The organism is Amycolatopsis sp. EV170708-02-1 (assembly GCF_022479115.1).
GTDB lineage: Bacteria > Actinomycetota > Actinomycetes > Mycobacteriales > Pseudonocardiaceae > Amycolatopsis.
The window spans coordinates 4,010,845-4,034,247 of the sequence record NZ_CP092497.1 but is presented as its reverse complement, the minus strand read 5'-3'; the positions used below and the strand labels follow the sequence as shown (position 1 = coordinate 4,034,247).

At 62.9% G+C, this 23,403-nt stretch carries 17 protein-coding genes; 9 read left to right on the top strand and 8 right to left on the bottom strand.

The annotated features are described in order from the left end of the window. Window positions 1-618 precede the first annotated feature (618 nt). The 8 genes from MJQ72_RS18910 to MJQ72_RS18880 all read left to right on the top strand — a co-directional run bounded on the left by MJQ72_RS18910 (window position 619) and on the right by MJQ72_RS18880 (window position 11,732). On the top strand, window positions 619-2,496 hold the full coding sequence (locus MJQ72_RS18910) for an amino acid adenylation domain-containing protein (protein ID WP_240600684.1): 1,878 nt from the start codon (window positions 619-621) through the stop codon (window positions 2,494-2,496). Further along, the gene (locus MJQ72_RS18905; RefSeq protein ID WP_240600683.1) at window positions 2,493-5,477 is read left to right on the top strand and encodes a type I polyketide synthase; all 2,985 of its coding nucleotides are present in this window, start codon (window positions 2,493-2,495) and stop codon (window positions 5,475-5,477) included. Before MJQ72_RS18910 ends, MJQ72_RS18905 begins: the two co-directional genes overlap by 4 nt. 23 nt (window positions 5,478-5,500) lie before the next feature. Next, a complete protein-coding gene (locus tag MJQ72_RS45095; protein WP_396426961.1) occupies window positions 5,501-5,617 on the top strand; it encodes an MbtH family NRPS accessory protein in 117 nt (38 codons plus the stop codon). Between the two features lie 94 nt (window positions 5,618-5,711). Beyond that, on the top strand, window positions 5,712-6,506 hold the full coding sequence (locus tag MJQ72_RS18900) for a thioesterase II family protein (RefSeq protein WP_240600682.1): 795 nt from the start codon (window positions 5,712-5,714) through the stop codon (window positions 6,504-6,506). 9 nt (window positions 6,507-6,515) lie between these two features. Continuing rightward, on the top strand, window positions 6,516-8,249 hold the full coding sequence (locus MJQ72_RS18895; RefSeq protein ID WP_240600681.1) for an acyl-CoA dehydrogenase family protein: 1,734 nt from the start codon (window positions 6,516-6,518) through the stop codon (window positions 8,247-8,249). A 23-nt stretch (window positions 8,250-8,272) separates the two neighbouring features. After that, on the top strand, window positions 8,273-9,625 hold the full coding sequence (locus MJQ72_RS18890) for a condensation domain-containing protein (protein WP_240600680.1): 1,353 nt from the start codon (window positions 8,273-8,275) through the stop codon (window positions 9,623-9,625). A 28-nt stretch (window positions 9,626-9,653) separates the two neighbouring features. Next, the gene (locus MJQ72_RS18885) at window positions 9,654-11,483 is read left to right on the top strand and encodes an amino acid adenylation domain-containing protein (RefSeq protein ID WP_240600679.1); all 1,830 of its coding nucleotides are present in this window, start codon (window positions 9,654-9,656) and stop codon (window positions 11,481-11,483) included. Window positions 11,484-11,606: 123 nt separating this feature from the next. Then, entirely contained in the window at window positions 11,607-11,732 is a 126-nt protein-coding gene (locus MJQ72_RS18880) for a transposase (RefSeq protein ID WP_240600678.1), read from the top strand. A 144-nt stretch (window positions 11,733-11,876) separates the two neighbouring features. Here MJQ72_RS18880 and MJQ72_RS18875 read toward each other — a convergent pair whose 3' ends face one another. From MJQ72_RS18875 to MJQ72_RS18850, 6 genes are all read right to left on the bottom strand, one after another. Continuing rightward, window positions 11,877-12,110, bottom strand: coding sequence for an acyl carrier protein (locus tag MJQ72_RS18875; protein WP_240600677.1), 234 nt, complete (start codon window positions 12,108-12,110; stop codon window positions 11,877-11,879). 21 nt (window positions 12,111-12,131) lie between these two features. After that, window positions 12,132-13,094 (bottom strand): beta-ketoacyl-ACP synthase III, encoded by a 963-nt coding sequence (locus MJQ72_RS18870; protein WP_240600676.1) that lies wholly within the window; start codon window positions 13,092-13,094, stop codon window positions 12,132-12,134. After that, a complete protein-coding gene (locus tag MJQ72_RS18865) occupies window positions 13,091-14,848 on the bottom strand; it encodes a type I polyketide synthase (RefSeq protein ID WP_240600675.1) in 1,758 nt (585 codons plus the stop codon). The genes MJQ72_RS18870 and MJQ72_RS18865 overlap by 4 nt, the downstream gene beginning before the upstream one ends. Continuing rightward, window positions 14,845-16,113 carry an FAD-dependent monooxygenase gene (locus tag MJQ72_RS18860; RefSeq protein WP_240600674.1) on the bottom strand — a complete coding sequence of 423 codons (1,269 nt, stop codon included), beginning with the start codon at window positions 16,111-16,113 and terminating at the stop codon, window positions 14,845-14,847. The genes MJQ72_RS18865 and MJQ72_RS18860 overlap by 4 nt, the downstream gene beginning before the upstream one ends. After that, window positions 16,113-17,159: a monodechloroaminopyrrolnitrin synthase PrnB family protein gene (locus tag MJQ72_RS18855; protein WP_240600673.1), complete on the bottom strand. Its 1,047-nt coding sequence runs from the start codon at window positions 17,157-17,159 to the stop codon at window positions 16,113-16,115. The genes MJQ72_RS18860 and MJQ72_RS18855 overlap by 1 nt, the downstream gene beginning before the upstream one ends. A gap of 73 nt (window positions 17,160-17,232) precedes the next feature. Then, complete coding sequence (locus tag MJQ72_RS18850) at window positions 17,233-17,583, bottom strand: DoxX family protein (RefSeq protein ID WP_240600672.1); 351 nt, start codon at window positions 17,581-17,583, stop codon at window positions 17,233-17,235. 1,671 nt (window positions 17,584-19,254) lie between these two features. Between MJQ72_RS18850 and MJQ72_RS18845 the strand changes: the two genes are divergently transcribed. After that, on the top strand, window positions 19,255-21,573 hold the full coding sequence (locus MJQ72_RS18845; protein WP_240601363.1) for a bifunctional diguanylate cyclase/phosphodiesterase: 2,319 nt from the start codon (window positions 19,255-19,257) through the stop codon (window positions 21,571-21,573). 353 nt (window positions 21,574-21,926) lie between these two features. Here the strand turns inward: MJQ72_RS18845 and MJQ72_RS18840 are convergent, their stop codons facing one another. Both MJQ72_RS18840 and MJQ72_RS18835 read right to left on the bottom strand, forming a co-directional pair. Beyond that, window positions 21,927-22,202, bottom strand: coding sequence for a hypothetical protein (locus tag MJQ72_RS18840; protein WP_240600671.1), 276 nt, complete (start codon window positions 22,200-22,202; stop codon window positions 21,927-21,929). Window positions 22,203-22,295: 93 nt separating this feature from the next. Continuing rightward, complete coding sequence (locus MJQ72_RS18835) at window positions 22,296-23,162, bottom strand: triacylglycerol lipase (protein WP_240600670.1); 867 nt, start codon at window positions 23,160-23,162, stop codon at window positions 22,296-22,298. Window positions 23,163-23,403 lie beyond the last annotated feature (241 nt).

Sequence of the window (23,403 nt, the reverse complement as noted above, 5' to 3'; positions counted from 1 at the left end):
CCCACACAGTCGACGCGATCACAGTGGCGACAATATAGTGCGACGGGGTGTTGAAGCCGACCGCACCTTGCGGGGTTCACAGCATCGCCGCCACCCTGAGGGGAAGCGCTCCATCGATCAGTCCGATCATGTGCGGCGCCCCAGACGCACTTGCCCGGACAGACGAGGCTCGCCTGGCCGGTGAGCGTGCGCCCGGGGCCAAGCACTGATGCCCACCGACGCAACAAGCGACGTCGACATAGGACAGTGAGATGCGCCAAAAAATATCTACCTTACCACACGCCACTGCGGACTGCACCTATTTGCACGTTAGTTTTTGATTCTTGCCCTTCCATGCCAGCCGGAAGTGCCTTCCTGCGGCATAGTTGTACTTTGGCTGCACCAGAACACCTGGTTCCCTGACTGAAAGGGCAAAGCCTGCCGAGTTCGAAGGCCCGGATCGAACCGGTTCACCAACTGTACGACGGAAATTTCCCACCAGAAAAGAGTCCCACGCCGACAACTTGTCGTGCCCGGGAATCTTGAAGCGGACACCGGTCTGCACGCCGTCAATAACAGCGAGCCTATCGAGAGGGCCCGACAATGCCCGTATCCGGTGAAGGCCGATCAACGATCTTGGTGGACAGTGCGGTTTCCGAGATCGGGGCCTGCGTGCCGCAACTGTTCGAGCAGCGAGTGCGAACCTGCCCCGATGCGATCGCGACCAGCGACCAGGACGGGTATCTCACCTACGCGGAACTGAACGCCGCTGCCAACCGGCTGGCCGCCGCACTCATCGAGCGCGGCGCCACGGCCGACGGAATCGTAGGGGTGAACCTGCCGCGAGGACGGAACCTTGTGACGGCAGTTCTAGCCGTGCTCAAGTCTGGAGCCGGCTATCTACCGCTCGACCCGGCGCTGCCCGCCGCGCGCCGTGCTTATCAGCTGGCAGCCGCCGGGGCTTCTCTGTTAATCGGCAACCAATCGCATGGCGGCTTTGACGCACTCGATCCGTCAGCTCCCGAACTGGCCGGGCACTCGGCGGAGAACCCTGCGGTAGTCGTCGCACCGGGCGATCTCGCCTATGTCATCTTCACCTCGGGTTCAACCGGACAACCGAAGCCAGTGGCAGTCACTCACGCGTCGCTGGCGCACCACGCGACCACTATATGTGCGGCGTTCGATCTCACCGACGCGGATAGTGTGCTGCAGTTCGCGGGGCCAGGATTTGACGTCTTCGGCGAAGAAGTATATCCCACCTTACTGGCGGGCGCCCGCCTCTCGATAGCGCCAGACCCGATGCCCTCGCCCACCGAACTGGAAGAGCACCTCCACCGTAATCAGGTCACAGTGGCCAACCTACCCACTCAGTACTGGGATCAGTGGGTTCACGACCTCGAAGCAGATCCCCGGGCCCTGCCCGCGACCTTGCGGCTCCTGATCGTCGGCAGCGACACCGCCTACACCCACACGCTGGCTGATTGGTGGCGCCACTGCACCGTACCTGTTTTCAATGCGTACGGGCTCACTGAGACCACCATCACCGTGACACTTGGGAGGTTCTACAGCCAGTCGTTACCCGATACGGACACGCTGCCGATAGGCGAACCACTCGCCGGAGCTCAGGTTCACCTGTTGGACGGCGAATTGGAGCCGGTATCGACCGGTTGTCCGGGCGAACTGTACATCGGCGGAGCTTTCTTGGCCCGCGGCTACTTGGGTCAGCCGGTCTCAACCGCCGAGCGCTTCGTTCCAGACCCGTTCACCACCGCGCCTGGCGCTCGGCTCTATCGCACCGGAGACCTCGCGGTCCGTCGACCCGATGGCGCCCTGGTGTTTCTCGGGCGGGTCGACGATCAGGTGAAGATCCGCGGTCAGCGGGTCGAGCCGGCCGAGATCGCCACAGCCCTGTGCACCCATCTGCAGGTGCGCCAGGCCTATGTCAGAGCTGTGGACGACGAAGCGGTGGGCAAAACGCTGGTCGCGTACGTTGTCGGGACTACCATCGAGCCGGATCGGTTGCGGAGATTCCTGGCTGAACGCCTGCACCCCACAATGGTTCCGGCCGGCTATGTCTGTCTTGACAGGCTGCCGATAACCGCGAATGGCAAGATCGACAACAACGCTCTTCCGGCACCACGCTTGGCCCTCGCCATCGCCTCGCCTGAGCCGAAGGCCGCAGCCCCGGACAACCTTGAGGAGCAGATCGCGACCATCTGGCGTGAGCTGCTGGGGCTCGAGCAGGTCGGGTTCGACGACAGCTTCTTCGAAGTCGGCGGGCACTCACTGCTGCTTGTCCAAGTGCAGCGGAAGCTGACCAGCCTGCTGGGACACCAGGTGCCCGGCGTGGCACTCTTCGCCTTTCCGACGATTCGTAAACTCGCCGGCCATTTGCGCCAGGTACAGCCTCACCAGCCGATGCCGCTATCCACTCACGAACGCGAGTACCAGCGCACGGATGGGCGCGCCCGGATGCGGCAGCGTCGCGCTCGCCAAACCGCCGGAGGTATCGAGTGACCGCGCCCGAGCTTTCGATGGATCAACGGAATCCGCTGGCAGCGGACGACTCGTTTCTCGCCGTCATCGGCATGGCTGGACGGTTTCCAGGTGCCCCAGACGTTCGCGCGTTCTGGGACAATCTGACGCATGGCAGGGACTCGATCACTCGCTTTCCTGGTGACCCCGCGATCCAGGAGTACATCCCCGCTCTCGGCGTGCTGGAGGGCGCGGACGAGTTCGATGCGGCATTCTTCGGCTATTCACCCAGAGAGGCTCTGCTTCTCGATCCCCAACAGCGACTCTTTTTGACGTGTGCGTGGGAGGCATTGGAGAACGCGGGATACGACCCTCACAACTACGCTGGTTCGGTGGGTGTTTACGCCGGGAGTGGCCAGACCGACTATCTGGAGACACTGAAGGCGCACCGCGACAAGCTCGGACCGGTCACTGAATGGCAATTACGCCTGGCCACCGGGGTGGACTTTCTGACCTCGCGTGTCGCCCATAAGCTCGGGCTCACTGGCCCGGCCGTGACGGTGCAGACAGCGTGTTCGACTTCTTTGGTCGCCATTCACATCGCCGCCCAGGCGCTGCTGTGCGGCGAGTGTGATCTGGCACTGGCAGGCGGCGCCAGCGTAACAGTCCCATCGCGAGTGCCTGAATACACCGAGGGTGGCATCCTCTCACCGGATGGCAACTGTTCTGCCTTCGACGCGCGAGCACGAGGGACGGTTGCCTCGAATGGCGTCGGTATCGTCGTACTCAAGCGGCTCGGCGATGCGCTGGAAGACGGGGACCTCATACGCGCTGTGCTGCGTGGGACAGCTGTGAACAATGACGGTATGGAGAAGGTGGGGTTCACCGCCCCCAGCGTGGCCGGACAAGCCGACGTCATCCGCACGGCTCACCTGGTGGCCGAAGTCGATCCGGGCAGTATTGGCTACGTCGAAGCACATGGGACGGGAACGCCACTCGGTGACCCGATTGAAGTGGCCGCGCTGGCCGAGTCCTTCAGACGTGGTACCGATCGACACGGCTCCTGCCGGATCGGCTCGGTGAAAACCAACATCGGTCACACCGACTCCGCCGCCGGAGTGGCTGGATTCATCAAGACGGTACTGACAGTTCAGCACGGCCTGATCCCACCAAGTCTGAACTACACGTCGGCAAACCCAGAGATCGCCTTCGAGGACACCCCCTTCGTAGTGAACACCGCACTACACCCGTGGCACTCGGACGGCCCCCGGCGAGCAGGAGTCAGCTCGTTCGGAATCGGCGGCACCAACGCTCATGCCATCCTGGAGGAGCCCCCCACCCAGGAGAGCGTCGTCGCGACACCGGAAAGTCACCTTTTGGTTGTGTCGGCGCGCACCATCCCAGAGCTGGACCGGGCCGCCGTACGTTTAGCCGAGCATCTTCAGGAGCAGGCATCGTGTACCGACGAACTCGGTCGAGGGCTAGCTGAGACCGCTTGGACGCTGCAAGCCGGGCGGCGCGCTTTCGTATATCGCCGGTTCGCCGTGGCCACCGACCATGCTGAGGCGGTCAACGCCCTCGTCGACCCGACATCCGTCAGCTATCTGTCGGAGGGCCGGGATCGCCCCGTGGCCTTCCTCTTCCCCGGGCAGGGTGGTCAGCACGTCGGCATGGGCCGCGAGCTTTACCATCATGACCGGGTGTTCCACGATACGATCGAGGAGTGCTGTGGGCTGCTGAGGCCCGCGATCGACCGCGAGATCACGACGGTGCTCTACCCGGAGAACGCGCAGGAAAGCACTGCCGCAGAAGCAGCGCTACAGGACATGAGTATCGCTCAGCCGGCCGTTTTCGCGGTGGAGTACGCACTAGCCCGAATGTGGCAAGCGCGCGGAGTGCAACCGGCCGCCGTCGCCGGGCACAGCCTAGGCGCCTTCGTCGCCGCCTGCGTAGCAGGAGTTTTCTCACTACCCGACGCGTTGTGGCTGGTCGCCGAACGCGGCAGGTTGTTGCAAACCCTGCCACCCGGGGCGATGCTCGCCGTCGCGCTGCCCGAGGGCGATGTCGCCAAGCTACTCGATGGCGACTTAGAAGTCGCGGCGGTCAACGGACCCGATCAGTGCGTAGTGTCGGGATCGCAAGCCGCTATCGACTCGCTTTGCGCTCGCCTTACGGCAGTCGGGATCGATGCGCGCCGGCTACACGTCACCGCCGGCGCACACAGTGCCCTAGTCCAGCCAATCCTCGACAAGTTCGCCGCGCTGGTCGGACAACTCGATGCCAAGGCGCCTTCCATACCCTGGATCGGCGACAGCACTGGAAGCTGGGTCCCTATGGAAGGGGCGCCCACACCGGACTTCTGGACTACCCACATGCGCACGACCGTGCGATTCAGCCAAACCCTCGCCACGTTGCTCGCCGAACCCGACCAGATCCTGCTCGAGGTCGGGCCCGGCCATACATTGACGACCCTTGCCCGCCGCCACCCTTCCCGCACCGAACGTCATTTGATTCTGCCAAGCCTGCCTCACCCTGCCGACAGACAATCTTCAGTGCGCACCTCCCTCGCCGCCACAGGCAGGCTCTGGGCCGCAGGAATTGCTCTCGATTGGACACGGCTGCACAACGGCAACCAACCACGTCGTGTCGAGCTTCCGACTTATCCGTTCAGTCCACAGCGGTACTCACCGCTGGCACCTGATGATTCCGGTCCGGCGAATGCTGGGAGCGCAGCACCGCTCGTTCCCGAATCAGCTCTCGAAGGCGTGGCGGAGCACAGGCTCGCCCAGATCTTCGGCCAGCTGCTCGGCCTGGAGGAGGTCACCGCCGAGGCCGACTTCTTCGAGTTGGGCGGAGACTCATTGATCGCCATCCAACTCGCCGCTGCCGTCCGAGCGGCATTCGGTACACGGATCACCGTCAAACAGATCTTCACCGCACCTACCCCTCGCCTGCTGGCCCGCCTGGTCGAATCCGCTCGGACCGATCAGCCATCGGAAAGGTCCACGGTTGACATCTCTTAACCGACTACCAACTGGAGAAACCGATGTTCGAGGACGACGGCGACCGCCTGTATGACGTGGCGCGCAACAACAAGGAGCAATACTCACTCTGGCCGGCGGATCGGAAACGGTGGTACGACCCTGTGCCCGAAAAGCGTTAGGGAACCCCTCGTGAGGGCCGCTAAGCTGCCAACTGCACGGGCAAGCCCGGCCGGTCCTCCAATATAGCCGACAAACGCGGAATAGGAGGTCGTCGTGCTCGACATCCAGGAACGACACGCTCCACGGTGGCTGATGAACCGCCGCAGGCGTCCTGAAGCACCCTTACGCTTGTATTGCTTCGCCCACAGCGGCGGTTCGATAGCCGAGTTCGTCCGATGGGCCGATGACCTACCCGATATCGAAGTGTGGGGGATCCAGCTTCCCGGCCGGGGCTCGCGAATTTCCGATCCACACTACACCAGGGTCGACTCGCTGGTCCACGATCTGGTGGAGCAGGCGGAGTTCCACGGACCCTTTGCCTTCTTCGGCCACAGCCTCGGCGCCTTACTGGCCTACGAGACAGCGCGGTCACTGCACCGGCTCGGGTTGCCGGCTCCAGAGTATTTGATGGTCTCCGCTTGCCCGGCTCCACACCTGCCGCGCAGGCTGCATCCGATCCACCAGCTCAGCGACCGGGAACTCTTCGCCGAAATACAAGGCGAGTACTGCACACTGCCGAACGAGATAGCCGAGGATGCCGAACTGCTGGCCATCGTGATGAGCTCGCACCGGTGCGATTTCGAACTCGTGGACAGCTATCAGTACGTCGACGGGGCTCCGCTGAACATGCCGATACATGCCGTCGGTGGGATCGAGGACCGGCTCACGGCCATGGAACTCGCCGCGTGGCGAGACCATTGCCAAGGGCAGTTCACACTGAAGTTGCTCCCTGGCGGACATTTCTACCTTCGCCAACGAAGTTCCGGCCTTTTCGGACTGATCCAGGCAACTCTGGCGAGCCGTGACCTTGCCGCGTCGCCGGCCGACCACGTTACTCCCCGACTTTGAAGGCGGACGATGAACCCCCTCGAAGAAACCCGTGCGGGCTTCCTTGACGAACTGCATTTCGGTCGGCTCCGTTGGGATCTGATCAGTCCCTTCCCCGTGCAGTCGGAGAGTGAACGTGCCCGTGGCGACGCCGTCGTCGCCGCGGTGATGAACTTCCTCAAGCAGACCGTCGACCCGGCTGAGGTTGACCGCACCGCGAAACTCCCGGACGGCTTTCACGAGGCCTGCGCTGCCCGCGGCTATTTCCGGCTCCAGGCTCCGCTCGAGCACGGCGGCCTCGGCCTGTCAGCCTACAACGCGTTTCGGATGATCCAGGCCGTGGCCAGTTGGTCGGTCGCCGCGAGCTTCGCCATGGCCATCCACCTCGGCCTCGGCGCAGGCGCGTATCTACCGATCCTCGCTGACGGTGAGTTGAAGTCGGAGCTTGAACGGCTGCTGGCAATGGGCCTGATCTCAGGAGACGCGGACACCGAGCCGACCGGCGCGATCAACCGAGCACGAGCAACCAAAGCGGTCCCGGCCGCCGACGGTACTGGGTTCTACGTCAGCGGCGAGAAAGTTTACATCACCAACGGCCCGATCGCCGGCCTGCTCCGCGTCTCAGCCACCGTGCGCGAAAACGGCATCGATCATATTCGACTGTTCTTCGTCGACACCTCGGACCCGGGATTCTCTGTCCGGTCCTGCCACGAGTTCCTGGGCCTGAAGGGAATGCCAAGCGCGAACCTCATGTTCGACCGGGTATTCGTCCCGCGTGGCCGGGTCTTGGCTTTCGACGGGATGCACACCAAAGAGGAATGGCGACTGGTTCCCGAATTGCATTCCATCAGCGTGCGCGGCCGGATGTATCCCAATGCGGCTCCAGCCCTTGCCATCGGCCGCCTCTGCTTGCACTGGTCCCGAGAGTTCGTCAAGCGGCGCAGTGTCGACGGCAGCGGCCTGGAGGACCATGATGAGATCCAGCGCGTTGTAGCGGCAAACCTCGCCGAGACCTTCGCGATGGAAAGCGTCGCCGAGTGGTGCATGCTCGCCGAGCAGCACCACCCAGGAATTGATCTGGATCCGGAACAGGTTCTCGCAAAGAACATCATCACGATGACGAGTTGGCGAATTGTCGACCGGACGCTATCCCTGCTGGCCGCCGAGGGCTACGAGACCGCGTCAAGCAAGGCCAGGCGCGGTGCCCAGCCGTTGCCGGTCGAGCGGTTCTTCCGCGACGCGCGAGGACTGCGAGTCACCGGCGGCGTGGACTTCAATATCGACCGCTGGGCGGCCAGGAACTTTCTGCTACGTCACTATTCCGCGCCAAAGCCTGTGGCGCGGGAACCGAGCGAGCTTAGAACGGCGGGCGGTTCGCTCTCCAGGCGCAACCAGGACCACCTCCGTTTCGTTGCGGGCCAGGCAGTGTCCTTCGCACGCGAGTGTCGTGATCTAGTAGACCGCCATCCCGATGCCGAAGGACTTTTCACCAAGGAACACATGCTGATCCTGCTCAACCGGATCGCCACCGAGCTTTTCAGCATGTCGTTGGTGCTGGCCAAAGCCGCTCGACTGGACCCCGGTGGCGCGGGGCCGACACAGGACCTGGCTGACGTGTTCTGTACCGAGGCCCGGCACCGGGCTGCGGACGCCCAGCAGCGTCTGTCTGAAACCGATCGCCCCGAACACGCCAAGGTCTGCGCCGAATGGCTGCACGGCAACGGTCTGGAGTACCTGCTCCGGGACACCATCACCACCTTGTAGCCCCTCCTGAAAGAGCCACATCGATGACCGCCCTTTCTCGTTCCCAAGAGATCGTCTGGCTCCACGAGGAACTTTTCCCGGAGAGCCGAGCTTACAACTTCACGGCCATTCTCGACTTACGCGGCATGCTGGACGAGCCTGCCCTGCGAGAAAGTCTGGCCACCGTTCTCTCACGTCACGAGGCGTTCCAGCTCGAAGTCGACACCGTGCACTGTCCTCCGAAGCAACGGGTGAATCGCGCGTGCGAGATGCGCTACAGAGCTGTGGAGATCCCAGAGAGCTCAAACCAGGAAGCGGATTTCGAGAAGCTTTGGAGAGAGCAGCATGACGAGCCCTTCAAGATCGCCGAGGCTCCGTTGGTGCGCTGGACACTGGTCCGGCTCTCCGACCGCCACCACAGACTGCTGCATACCGAGCATCACTTGGTGCATGACGGGTGGTCCTTCGCCCTCGTCATACGCGACCTGTTCATCAGTTACCGTGCGCTGACGCGCCGTACTGCGGCCGAGTTGCCGAAGCCTCGGTCCTACACCGAATATGTCGAGCACACGGGTGCCGCGGACCAACAGGCGGGTCCCCGTACCGAGTCCATGGCATACTGGCGCCGCGCACTCGATGGCGCAACCTTCGACCTCCCTTTACCTGGGCTGGTTCCCTCCACGCGAGTGCGGTCGATACCCCACGGTGACCAAAGGCGACAACTGATCGCGCCCGAACTGGCCGACCGGTTGCGCGCCACAGCTCGACGCGACGGGCACACAGTCTTCTCGATCTTCCTCACCCTCTTCGCAGAACTGTTGCGCCGGGACACCGGCCGGACCGATCTGGTGATCGGCAGCGCCGTCGGCAATCGTCCGCCTGGATACGAGGAGTGCATCGGGATGTTCGTCAATACCATCCCACTGCGCATCCAGCTCCAGCCTGGGCAGAGCGCCCGACACGCCGCAGACGAGGTCACAGAAGTACTGGTTCGCTCGCTACCGCACCAGGGCATACCGGTCCAAGACCTTGCTCGTGAGCTCGGCGTGCATTCCGCCTCCGGCCTGGACAACCCCCTGTTCCGTGTCATGTTCAGCGCGCACGACGCTCCTCTACCCCAGATCGATGGGCTCAGCCTCGACGTGTCCATCCAAGAGGCGCTCAACACCGGGACCTCGCGTTTTGACCTCGACGTAGTGCTCATCCCGGACTCTCAGCGAACGGTCAACCCCCGATCGACCGTCGGCGGAATGTTGCTGATCTGGGATTTCGCGACCGACCTCTACGACACTGAACGGATTTCTGAACTGCAACGACAGTTCGCACAGCTACTCGAGTCCTATGTCCTCGACTCCGGCAGGAGCCTGACTGATCTTGATCGTGCCACCGGACGGTAACGGACTCACAGAGTTGAAGGAGACTTCGATGACCATCGACAACCGCGGCCACTCCCGTTCGCTCAGCATTGCGTGGGGCGGGGACACGGCTCAGGCCCTGGTCACGGGGTGCGGTCCGCTCGAGTGGTTCGACACCTGGCTGACAAAACAGCCCGAGGCGCCGGCGGTCGTGTCCGGACAAGTCACCTGGAGCTACCGGGATCTCAACCGTACCGCCGCCCGCATCATCCGAGCCCTCGACGGCCGGGTCAGTCCTGGCCAGCTGGTCGGTGTCTGTTTGGAGCGCTCCCCGCTGCTGGTGGCTTCAGCGGTGGCACTAGCCAGGATCGGCGCCATTTATCTCGGCCTCGGTGTGCGACCCGAAGCCGACCGGATCCAGTCGATCGCGGATGACGCGAAGATAGATCACCTGCTCATTGAAGACTCCGCCACACTGACGTCTGGTTGGAGGATTGAACCCGCTGCGGAGGTCGGTGGCCTGAGCATCGGGTCACGCAATGGCCCGGCCCACCGGTATCCGCGTGAGGCGTTTTGCGCGGTCGCGACCTCGGGTAGCACCGGCAAGCCCAAGGTCATGCTGCTGTGTCAGGACGCTGTGGCAAACCTGATCAGCTGCACATGCAGCAGGTTTGAGATCGATTCGACATCCCGGGTCGGCCTGTTCGCCAGCCCTACCTTCGATTTGCACGTCTACGAGCTGTGGGGAGCGCTGTCCTCCGGCGGCACCCTACACGTCGCTCCAAAGGACTCGCGCGGCTCAGTCTCCGAGCTTTTCCGGTGGTGGATGGAGTCAGCCATCACCCATTGCGCGCTGCCGACACAGCTGGCTGAACTCGCATTCGACCAACGATGGCCGGACGACCTCACGATGCGCCACATCCTCGTAGCCGGGGACCGGATGCGCAAACGTCCACCGACCGAATGCTCCGCGGTCGTGCACAATGGCTACGGCCCAGCTGAAGCCACCGTACTAACCACCACTTACCGGCTGCGGCCGCAAAGTGACGATCCGGAGGGTGCGATACCCATCGGAGAACCGCTGGCCGGATACAGCGTTTTCATCACGGACGAGGATGGCCGCATCTTGCCCCGGGGCGAGGCCGGCGAGATCCGCATCGGCGGAGTTGGCCTGGCTCTTGGTTACGTCGACCAGGAGCGCACGGCCGAACGCTTCGTATCCGCACCTAGTGGGCAGTCGTATGCGGATCGGGTATATCTGACCGGCGACAGAGCGGTGTTACGCGCCGACGGGCTGTTCGAATTCCTTGGCCGCATGGATGAGCAGGTCAAGATCAGCGGTGCGCGGATAGAGCCGGCGGAGGTCGAGGCGGCACTGGAGACACACGAATCGGTCCGCAGTGCCGTAGTGGTGCCATTCCAGGGAACCGGCGGTTCGTTACGCTTGGCTGCCTTCCTGCTGCTGAGAGACGGGGCAGAGGCTGACACCGTCGCGGTTTTGGACAACGCCCGAACCAGGGTGCTCGAACAGGCGGTGCCTGCCATGGTGCGTTTCGTCGACAGTCTTCCCATCAACACCAACGGGAAAGTCGATCGCGCCGACCTCGTGCGGCAGGCAGCGGCGGCTGCGACCGCTTCTCCTGAGGCCGTGCGATCACACGCGCCCCAAGGTACCGAGGACTTCCTGCTCGCGGCTTGCCGACAAGTATTCGACCAACCTGAGCTCAATCTCGTCGACAGCCTACCCGATTCGGGCGGTACGTCATTGGCCATAGCGCGCTTGCTCGCCTTGATCGAGAGCACCTTCGAGATTCGGGTCAAAGCCAGCGAAGTGATGCGACAGCCCAACCTCAGTGCCATCGCTGCGCTGATCGCCGCAGCGCCAAGTAGGACCCCATAGAGGCCGCCGCGATGGAGCGGTTCGGCGACACCTGGTGCGCCCGATCTCCGGCGATCGAGCGGCTGCGGGACAACACCTGGGCCGAGTCATGACGTTCCTCGCGTTCGATCCAGAGATCGGCAGATGGTCGGCTCGACCATCGCTATCGAGAGTGTCAACGCCCGCATCCGCCGCGCCCTCAAGGCCCGCGATCCCTTTCCTAACGAGCAAGCCGTCGTTTCGTCAACCCGAGTTACACCGCTCGTTTGACAGACCTCAAGCAGGTCCTCGAGGTCGGCAAATTACTCGTCACCGACTATAACGACCGGCGATTGAATCAGCCGGCCGATCGAATTTGCTGGAGCCGTCTAGTTCACGTGGTGAGGATGCGGACGATGAACTCGCCTGTGTGATTCAGCCCGAAACCGGGACGAGTTTTAGCAGGTCAGATACGGTCTTCGCCTCAAGTACATCGACGTCGTCGAATGTGTGCCCGAACTCCTTGTTCATGGCTAGCACCACTTCCAGCCGGGTGAGAGAGTCGATGTCCAGACCGTCGTCGATCTCCGACTGCGGTGTGATGTCTTCGCCCGCGACTGTGGACCAACGATCAAGCACTCTGGCCAACCTGCGAAAGTTCTCATTCACGCCTACTCCTCATTGATCACTTCAGTCGACTTTCTCCACTACAAGGGCGGGCCACCGCAGCGTCGTCGCCCCCCAGGTGAACCCCGCACCGAAGGCGGTAACGAGAGCAAGCTCGCCGGGATTCAGCTGGCTCGTCGAGACGCCGTCCACCATCGCGAGTGGGATCGACGCGGCGGAAGTATTGCCGAACCGCACGAGATTCGTTACCAGCCGGTCTGGTGTCAGACCGAGCTGATCGGCGACGGCGTGCAGGATCCTGATGTTTGCCTGATGCCCGATGACCCTGTCCAGATCGGGCAGTGCGAAACCGGCGGTCTCGACTGCCGCCACGGCTGACGCCGCCATGTTCCGCACCGCGGCCATGAAGACCTGCCTACCTTGCATCACGACGCGGCCCCCGTGTTCAGCTTTCAGGGATTCGACGTGCTCGCCCTCGCTGTGCAGGTCGAATGCGTGCAGAGCCCCGAGTTCCTCCGCGTGTCCCGCTCTCAGGACGACCGCGCCGGCCCCATCCGCGAGCAGCGGTGCGGTCATCGGATCGGTCGGGTCGGTGATCGAAGAGAGCGTGTCGGCGCCGATCAACAGCACACTCTCCGCGGTGCCGGCAATGATCAGGCTCGACGCGACGGCCAGACCATAGACGAAACCGGAGCACGCCGCGTTGAGATCGAATGCGGGCGCGGAAAGTCCCAGCGCGGAAGCGACCGCCGGGGCGGTGGCCGGCATGATCCGTTCCGGAGTGGTGGTTGCCAGAATCACGTGGTCTACCGTGCTGACTTCGGCTGAACGCAGCGCACGCCTGCCCGCACCGACAGCCAACGTTCCCGTGGATACGCCCGGCGCGACCCTGCGTCTGCTGGCGATTCCTGTCCGGGCCCGGATCCATTCGTCATCGCGACCGATCAGCGCTGCGATCTCGTCGTTGGACACTTCATGGGGCGGGGCCCACGCCCCCAACCCGGACAGCACCGCGGCGCGCGTCATGATGTCACCGCCACGCCATCAAGCCAGTAGTCGTTTGTCTGCCAGGGGTAGTGCGGCAACGACACGCACCGGCCTTCGCCTTCGAACACGTCGGCCCAGTCGGGAGAACCACCCGCGCGGTACACCGCCGCCACCACCGTCGCGGCTTCCACATCGGTCTCGCCTCCAAGGTAGCGCCGCATCTTGTCCACGAGTTCATCCGCGGTAGCGGCTTCGAAAACAAGGCGATGCGTGTGGTGCTCCCTGCTCGTCGCTGCGCTGAAGCACACGTCGAGAAGGGATTCCTGTCGTCCCTGGCCACATGGAGAGAGATAAGTGATGTAGCGCCGCAGGAGGTCTTCCAACGCTGTGGGCGTACGCGCTGACACTGCGAACGGCAATGGCCTGGTGACATGAGCATTGTTCGCACGTCGCCACGTGGGGTCAGCCTCTCCCACCACGATGTGGCAATTGACCGATGAGATTCCCTGACCGCTGATGCCCGCGATGGCGAGTCGCCCCACAGGCTCGACCGGGCGCAGTTCGGTCGGCACACGCACCGGCAGTTCGCTCCACGGCACCTTCGGGTTGGGCATGTGGTGATGCAGACTCGGAACGACCTGGCGGTGCCGCAGGCACATGGCCGTCTTGATCAGCGCTGCGACGCCTGCCGCGCCTTCGGTGTGACCGAGGTTCGACTTGACGGATCCGACCAGGACCGGACGGGACTGGTCGCGTCCCTCACCCAGCACTTCGCCCAATCCGGCGAACTCGATCGGATCGATCATAGGTGTACCAGTGCCGTGCGCCTCGACGAAGTCGACCTCACCAGGTGCCACTCCGGCGTTCTCGTAAGCCCACCGCAGCATCTGCACATGCCCTTCGACCGAGGGTGCCAGCAACGATCCGCTGCTGGCACCATCATTGGTTACGGCACTTCCCAGGACGACGGCATGCACACGATCACCGTCGACGAGTGCGTCTGCGAGCCGTTTCAGGACCACCACACCAACGCCGTCCGACGGTGCGAACCCGTTCGCCGACGCGTCCCCGAACTTGCACCGTCCATCCGGCGCCAGCATCCGAACCTGCGAGAGCAGCACGTCCTCGTCAGGAGTGAGCTTGAGATTCACGCCGGCCACTACCGACATGTTCGTCTCGCCCAGGCGCAAGCTCTGACTCGCCAGATGCACGGCCACAAGCGACGACGAGCACGCCGTATCCAGGGTTATGCTCGGCCCGCGGAGATCGAACGTGTAGGACAGGCGGCCCGAAAGCACTGACCGGTAGTTATAGACCGAGCTGGGGCCGATCGCTTGCACACCGCGCTTGGCGACAAGATCCCAGTAATCGAGGTGCATGCTGCCCACGTACACACCCGTTCGGCTGCCCGCGAGCGCGGAGGGAACTTGTCCCGCGTCTTCGAACGCCTCCCACGTTGTCATCAACAGGAGCCGTTGCTGCGGATCGAGGCTACGGGCTTCGTTCTCCGACATGCCGAAGAACTCCGCGTCGAAACCGGCGATGCCATCGACGTACCCGGACCGGAGGCTGATCACCTTGCCCGGTTCCGGATGGGGCGAGTACATCGCCTTCGCGTCGTAGCGCTCCACCGGGGTGTCACCGGTCGCGTCCACCCCGTCCCGCATCAACTGCCACAAAGTATCCACGCTATCGGCTCCCGGGAAACGGCAAGCCATCCCCACCACCGCGATCGCTTGCTCGCCGCCGGCGCCGCCCCAGGTCGACGTCTGCTCCGGCTCCTCGGTGCTCATGTCTTGCGCCTCACTTCTGGTGGGTTCTCGGGGCCCGAATGTCGGTTCACCGAGTCGATGTCGAAATTTCCGACCACGGCGTACTTCTGCGAGATGGCAGCGAGCTCCCCCGGGGTGAACACGTCGTTCACGTTGACGAAGCCATGTGGTGCCCGTTCGTGCGCCACGGAGATCACCGCTTCCGGCCCCATGCTCCTGTTCTTGATCTGCAGTTCGGTGGTGATCGGCCTGCGCTCGGTCTCATACGCGAGCAGCGCTTCGTCATGGGAATCGTGCTCTGCCAACGCTCTCGCGAGAACCCAGCCGTCCATCACCGCCTGTGTCGCGCCGTTGGAGCCCATCGGGTACATCGCGTGCGCCGCGTCACCGAGCAAGGTCACCCGGCCACATGTCCACCTCGGCAACGGATCACGGTCCTCCATCGGATACTCGTGTACCTGTTCGGATGCGGCGATGATCGCCGAGATGTCCAGCCAGTCGAAACTCCACACGTCGAAGGACGACCAGAAACGCTCGGGATCCGAGGGGCCCCCGGACCGAAGTGAGAGGCCTCCGGGCGCGGGCTGAGCTGCAACCCAATTCACCATCACCCGGCCGGACCGGCCGTCGGCACGAACCGGGTACAACACGATGCGTCGGACGTCGTCACCGCTGACGATCATGGTGCGCCCGTCTAGGAACGGCTCTGTCCATGATGTTCCGCGCCACATGGCGACCCCGTTGCGCGCCGGTGCACCTTCTTCCGGCCATAGTGCCGCGCGGACAGTGGAATTCATGCCGTCGGCACCGATCATGAGATCCCCAGAGATTGTGGAGAATGAACCGTCGGCATGTTCGACTCGCGCGTGAACGCCGGTCTCATCTTCGGCAACACCCGTGATCGATGCGCCGGTCAAAACAGCCTGATACCCCAGTCGGTCTCTGACTGTGGCCAGCAGGACCCCATGCAGATCGCCGCGATGGATCGAAAGCTGCGGGACGATGTATCCGGCCGCAACGCCACGGGGCTCAGCCCAGATGAGATCGCCGTGACAGTTGTAGTAGCGCAGTTCGCTGGTGTGGATCGCCTGAACGGACAACTGGTCGAGCACTTCCAGATCACGCAGGACCCGGACCGCGTTGGGCAGGATGTTCAACCCTACGCCTAGGGGCTCGATGTTTTGCGCAGCCTCCAGCACGACAACGTCACCGATTCCTAGGTGGTGCAGACACAAGGCCGCCGCAAGGCCGCCCACGCCACCGCCGCCGATCACCACCCTTGCCATCAGCCCAGGTCCTTCAAGTGAGTGGTGACGGATCGTCGCAGCAACGTCGAGGTGGCCCTGGTCGCGTCGGTGATCGCTTCGAGCATCGCCACGCTCCCACCGCCGCTGCCGAGTTCGTAAAGACCGATGTCAGCCGCATAGGCCTTCCTCGCGATCGTGAGATGCTTACCTCGGAACACCATGAGTGATCGCATCGTGCGACACAGTGCCTCCGCGCTCGCGTACAGCCCTAGCGAGAGTGTTTCGTCCGGCAAGCACCGCTTGAGCTCCTCGGTGACTCTGGTTACAAGCGACGTAGTTCGTCGCCACTTCCCGTGCAACGGCTTCCAATGTTCCAAGCCGTACACGACCGAGTCGTCCGCGAACTCGAGGTACTCGTCTCCGCCGTGATCGCACGCCCATACGAGGAGGTCCACGACCGACAGAGGCACATGTGCTGCGGCCGGACCGAGATAGACCTCGTCCCCGACACGGATCTCCTCGAAGAACGGCCGCATGGTCCTGGCAAAGAACTCCGGCGTGACGCCGGCCAGAACCGTGTCGATCGAGTGCTCCATGGCCCCGACCAAAGCGGCGAGCTCGTTGGCGGCCAGAGCAAAGGTGAGGTCACCCGCGTCCGCTGAGTCGAGCACGACACACAGGTCGACCGCATCACTGAGGCGCGGCAAGCTGATCCGCACGGCGGCCATGAGTAACCGCTCCATCGGCAAGCCTGTGTACATCCGCTCCCGACGCCCTGTCGGATTCCACCTGATGTAGTGATGGATGGTGTCACGAGGAATCAACCCGCTGCGCTGAGCGAGGAGCCGCAGCACCTCCTCGAGAGTGGAAATCTCGGATACCGGCTCTGCGCCGTTCCGCTTTACCGACCCGAGCAGTATGCCAAGATCGCGCATCGTGGCCAGAGTCTCCGATATGGACATCCGCTCGACGTCCGCCACCGGAGGGGCGATCTCCCGGATCAATGAAAGCAGTGCCCGAACATCGCCGGCAGCGTTCGCCTGCCACACCGCCGGAAGCAGTCGATCCAAGTCGATCGGATCCAAGGCCTGAATACACTCGTCAAAAGAATCCAATTTGTCGGCTTCAGTGATAGCCTGCAAGCGAGGCAGGGACATATCAACTCGCCGCGAAGAAGTATGCGATCACCGCTGTGATGACTCCGAAGGCAGCGGCGGGTACCGTCTTGGCCACAGCATCCTTCGCTTTCAGGTGCACTACCACAGCACCTGACATCAGCGCAGTCAGTCCTGCGGCCGCAACAATGCCGAGCAGGGGCTGCGACGCGAACCGTGCAACACACAAGGCCAGTCCGCCGGCAAGCTCGGCTGCGCCGATGAGCCGATAGGTGCCGTACTTGAGGTCGAAGCGCTCCGCGTCCCTGCGCATCACATCGACTCCTGCGAGCTTCGCCAAACCTCCGCCCATGAACAACAGGCTGATCACCACAACGAAGGCAGAGAACGCCACCGCAATCCCCATTTCTGAGCTCACGAATGCCTTGCAGCGGGGCCTCTGCCCCTTTGATTAAGAACGGATCCAAGCAGCAAGCAGATTCGATTGCCTAGGTACAAACTGGCAATCTTTCTGCCCGAAAGTTCATGTGACTCCATTTGGCCCAATGAACGTGATTGGGATTTGAGACATAGGAGGCACTGCCCTCGGAATTTTCGGCCGAGCGGCCAGACAGACGCTGGCTGCTCGGTTGCACCAGCGAGGCTTCAGTACGGACGCAGGCTCGTTCGCGATCTTGGACGGTGAGACCGCGGTCTTCGTCGCAGGGCACGCACCGGGACCTGCTCCGGCGAGCAGCGAAGACTGTGGGCACGCAACCGCCACATGACGGGACGCTGCACGTGGTCACCGTTCATCAGCTTCGACCGGCCGACAACCGAGTGGAAATTCGTGTCGCAACTGTTACGAGCCAACTCCGCAGCGGCGGTCTGTGCATATCCGCATACTGGCGCATACACAATACTCGCCAGGTACTTGAAGCCGACGGGCGGACCTGTGCGGACACGTCCCTGCATCGGAGACAGCTCTGGCTATTAATCACGATCTTGCGGGGAATCATCAGCTCTACTGACGGGTCACCCTTTCCGCACACATTCCACCACAGCCACGATCACTCGCGCGGACAGCGCCGACTACAGGCTGAGCCCACGAGTGCGCTCGTCGAAACACGCGTATAGGAGTCGCCAGCGTGTACCGTTCGTCCCGCCGCGCGAGCACCGGAGAGCTTGCCCACGCGGTCTCCGCCGGAACCTGTGACAGCAACGCTTCTTGGATGCCGGGCGCGGTCTTGGTGCCAGCATCAGTAGAGCCGATCCATCTCAAGCCGCGGTCTGGTGCTGTCCGCAACCCCGAAGGCCATCTATTGAGAGGTAAGGCAAACGTGGCGTATTCTCGGGTGGGTCGGTGGCGCGATCAAGGCTCCCTTCGCCGCGTCTAATGCGGCGAAGGGAGCCTTCGGCCCTTGTCAAGCGCGGGTCGTGAGTGGCGTTTCGGGTTAGAACACGAAACGCCACTCACAACCACCCCGCACCGACCACGCCATGTTTGACTTACCCCTCAATAAGAGTCTCCTGCAACTGTCGCCTGAAGAGTAATCAGCAGCACGCAGAATCGCACCAGTACATGCAGGACGTCCGGCATGGCTCACGCGCTTCAGGTCGTCCTCTACCTGTGCCGGGAGGACAAGAGGTTCCAGACAAGCGCAATCGCCGCGCAGGCGCGGGTCGCGCCCCGCCACCTCGGCCGCGGTTCGTCCGCATCACCAGGATCTAGTCAGTGCACCACTCTCGCAGTTGGTGATGCAACCACCGGCTAGGCCCCCAAGGGTTCCTGATCAGGGACGCGGGCCGTTTCCGTGGACCCAACGGGCACGTCGCCGGTGCCGCGCGGGCTCGACCAGTTCCAGTTGATCATGTCGAAAGACTGATACACAAGCCTGAGCTAAATGTTACATATGAATGATATCCCGAGCACAGCTGTCGTAACCCGTTCGGGCTTAGCTACACTCGTCCACTTGGGCGTTTCCTTGCCGGAACGTAGCATCACTACGTTGGACGGGTGACAGTCCTCCTCCATCTGAACGAACAGCTGTGCCGCAAGCACTCAGAGTAATGAGAGGTGGCCACCATGCAGGAGTCTGGCTATCAGCTCGACGCAGCGCTCACCGGCGGTGGACGAGGAAATATCGTGACTTGGATCAGCAATTTCTCCGCAGCGGGGTTCAAGCGCGGCGGCGTCAACGCGGTCCGGGACACGGCATGGTTCGCCCGAACCTGGGCAGACGCCTTGGCGGCCACTGGCTGCGCGGCAGCCGGTGAGCCCGAGATCGAAACATCGCTCCGACTTCTCAGCAAGAAACTCTGCGTGGCATTGTGGTCGACACCTTTCAGCGTCGACGCCGCGTGCGAGGTCGGCGCCAGCTTGGCCAGCGGGAGCCTGGCCGGAGAATCGGTGCTCGAGACCAGCGTTGGCTTGATTGGGAGACTTCTTCCCATGCTTGATCGGGAGGCCACTGAATTTCGTCTCGCAGACCACGACAACGGTCATGATGTCACCGACATTGTCGACGATCAGATCCCCGACTTGGATGTCACGGCTCGCGTTTCTCTGCTTCAGGGCGCGATAGCGGACGGTTACGTGAGAGCATTTCACACCTCACCGTCGAGCAATGGCGACAGGCAGCTGCGACGTAAGCCTGCGAGGTCAGCTCCGAGTATTTCATCAGGATCAAGTAATGAATGGTTTGGCACTGTATTCAACTCCGCCGGGATCGGGATGTCGGTCGCCTTACTGGACGGCCGCTTTATTGACGTAAATCAAGCGACTGTCGACTTGCTGGGATATGACCGGGAATCACTTCGAGAGATGAGATGGGACCAGTTACTCGAAGGCGAAACCGCACCTGAGGCATTAATGGCCTATCAAGCGTTAATCCAAGGCGAGACGAGATACATGCAGATGGAACAACGATACCGACGCAAAGATGGCGAGCTGATTTGGACCAATCTCACCGTATCATTGATTCGCGATGCCGCGGGCGCGCCGCTCTACACGGTCGCGATGGCGGAAGACATCACCGAACGCCGGCACTTTCAGCAGAATCTACGTCATCAGGCTACCCATGATCACCTCACAGATCTGCCTAATCGCACATTGTTCTTTGAACGCCTCGACGAGGTGCTTGAGCGTAACGCGGATCGCCCGCGTGCTCGCGTGGGCATCTGCTACCTCGATCTAGACCGATTCAAAGCCGTGAACGACACCTTGGGACACGCGGTTGGAGATCAGTTGCTTGTCGCCGTCGCCGCTCGACTGAAGCGCTGCGTCAGTGCACACGGTCGGATGATCGCAAGGATCGGCGGTGACGAGTTCGTGATATTGGTTGACGATTCGGGCGGACTGGACGACGTAGTAGCGACCGCGGAAGCGGCACTGCAAGCGCTGGAGTCACCCATTGAGGCCGCCGGAAGCAGCTTTTCGATTTCCGCAAGTGTGGGAGTTGTCGAACGATCGGTTGCGAACACCTCCGCCAAGGAGCTGATGGCAGCCGCAGATATGACGCTATACTGGGCAAAAGAGGAAGGACGGGGTAGGTATGCGGTGTTTGACGCAGATCGCAACGCGCGCGAAGCAACCCGGCTTGGCTTGTTCGCCGCGCTGCCGGACGCCCTGAAACGCGAAGAGTTCCTGATCGAATACCAACCACTGGTCAGCCTGGCTGAGCGGAAGCTCATCGGGGTGGAGGCGCTCGTACGATGGCGGCATCCACAATTTGGTGTCGTGCCACCCGGCGACTTCATCAGTCTCGCCGAAGAAACTGGTGCGATCATACCGCTCGGGCGCTGGGTCCTTGCCCAGGCCTGTCAACAAGCTGCCACGTGGGCGCAACAATTCCCGTACGCCGGCCGTGGAAATGGCCTGCATGTGAGTGTCAATGTCGCCTCGCGCCAGATTCGCGATTCGGCGATCGTCGACGACGTCGAAGAGCTACTTGCGCGAACAGGTTTATCGGCGTCTCTTCTGCAACTGGAGTTGACGGAGAACGAGATTATGGCAACCGCGGGCCGGCCACTGCGAGTCCTGGAGGAACTGGCCGCAATGGGCGTCAGGATCGCGATCGACGACTTCGGCACCGGCTACTCCAATCTTGCCTACCTGAAACGACTTCCGGCGGATACGATAAAATTGGATCGATCATTCGTACGTGACCTCGGAGGAGTCGCCAGTGGACCCTCCGTTGACGAGTCGATCATCAGTACTCTCGTCTCGCTCGCACACACCTTGGGGATGACCGTGACGGCAGAAGGTGTGGAGAATGCGATCGAGGCAGACATCCTGCGAGAGTTAGGCTGCGATTCCGGGCAAGGTTGGCTTTTCGGTCGCCCTTGCCCTGCCGAGAAAATTACCGGTATTCTGGCCGCCACCGAAACACAGCACGGTTCCTGATCGGCCTCGACCGCCGCAGTCCGTTCGACATAGGTATGCCGCCACGAGAAGCGTCGATCACATAGCTGAGCCCGAGGGAGATCGCGCGGCCGCAGGGGCCCCGGCTCAGAACATGCCCCGGTTCATGGCCTCGGCCGCGAGCCCCTCCGGTGACGGACGCTCCTGCCGTTCGGTGAATCTGGGGCCGCTAGAGCCCTTTGAAGGCGCCAACGAAGATCATTCCCAGAGAGGCCCGCCAACGCTCGCGCCACGCGATCGTTGTTCCGTCCCCGGACGTCGCGCTCGAGTTCGGCGACCTTGCGATGGGCGCGCACCAACTTGAGCCGGGAGTGCCTCGTGCTACGGACGCAGGCCTACGCGGCCATCGCGCCACCCTCCTCGAGAAGCAGTGCCGCGCCCAGCCGGGTCACCACCGCAAGGGTGAGTTGCCCGAATGGCACCCGCCGCTCTCCCTCGATGAGTCCCAATTCAACGAGACGGTGCACGGAAATATGGTCGCACCATCCACCGTCGACGGCGAGGTCTGGCTCACTGCATGCGACCAGTGTTCCACGCCCTGCCGCGACCGCCCGCAGGATCGCGTACTCGCGTCTGTTCAACTCGATCCGGTTTTCTGCCATCATGATCATCCGTCCCAGCTCGGCTGGTTTCCTCATACCACTCTCGGACATGCTTCTTCATTTTTTCTTTAAGTCGTCCGCTCCAGCGCCAGATTCAGAGCGCTATGCGACGAGCCGCTGGTCAGCGGGGTCCTGGACAGCAGGCGATGACGTGGCGAGCAGGTGGACGAGCTCGTCCACGATCGCCGTCAGGCCGACCGGATCCCAGATCAGACCGCCATGACTTGTACGGACTTCCTGGTGACGCGCGGCCGGATCACAGGAACTTCGCCAGTCGACCACGCGATCCGTGCGGGAGTACACCGACAGGAAAGGCAACCCCTCAGGAAACGGAGCCGCGAGATCCGCACGCAACCGTGCGCAGCACCCACCCCACCGGCAACCCGGCCGGAGGAGCCCAGGCACGCCGAGGGCTCCTGCTGCGCCGAGGGCGGCAATCTGCGCGAGCAGCAACGGATGCACAGCGAGCATACGAGTCAGCGGTGCCCCCAGGGTGATCAGGCCTCGCAACAGCTCTGGCCTCCGCAGCGCCACAGCCCGGGCGAACTGTCCGCCGCGGCTGTGTGCGATGACCACGGCCGGCGCGGACACCGCCTCGGTCAACTCCACCAACGCGGCCTCGACCAGCTGCGCCGTCATCTCGCCGCACCCGATACCGAGGCGGACCGGTGCGACCTTGACCTGACAACCAAGCCGTCGCAGCAGATCCTCCAACGGGGAGAGCAGTGTCGGCGTACTGCCCAACCCACCCACCAGCACAACGGCGAGTCCGTCGGCGTCCAACGGTGGATGACGCCACAGCTCATGCTGTTCGATCACGCGGCGCTGGCAGAGCGCTTGAGCCTCGTGCAGCAACGGCAACCGTCCGGCCGCCGACCGGAGCAACAATCCGAGCCGGAGGGCTCCGACTGGTTCCCTGACGACCCCTTCGCCCCGGTTCGGACACTCGGCTGGATCGAGTTTCAGCATTGGGCACACCGCCTACGCCTTGGGCAGCCAAACGCAGAGATCGAACTCGGCGTTCCCTGACCCAGCCGAGACTGACAGATCGGCCCCCTGCACACGTCGTTCTGACAGCCGATGTGCACCCAGAGCGACAAGGAGTTGCACCAATGGCTCCTACGAGGGTGAGTACGCCCCTCGAACGGGCGAAGGGTCGCCGATCTGCACGGCCATGTGACTTGGGCGCCGCCGTTCGAGCAGGCCGACG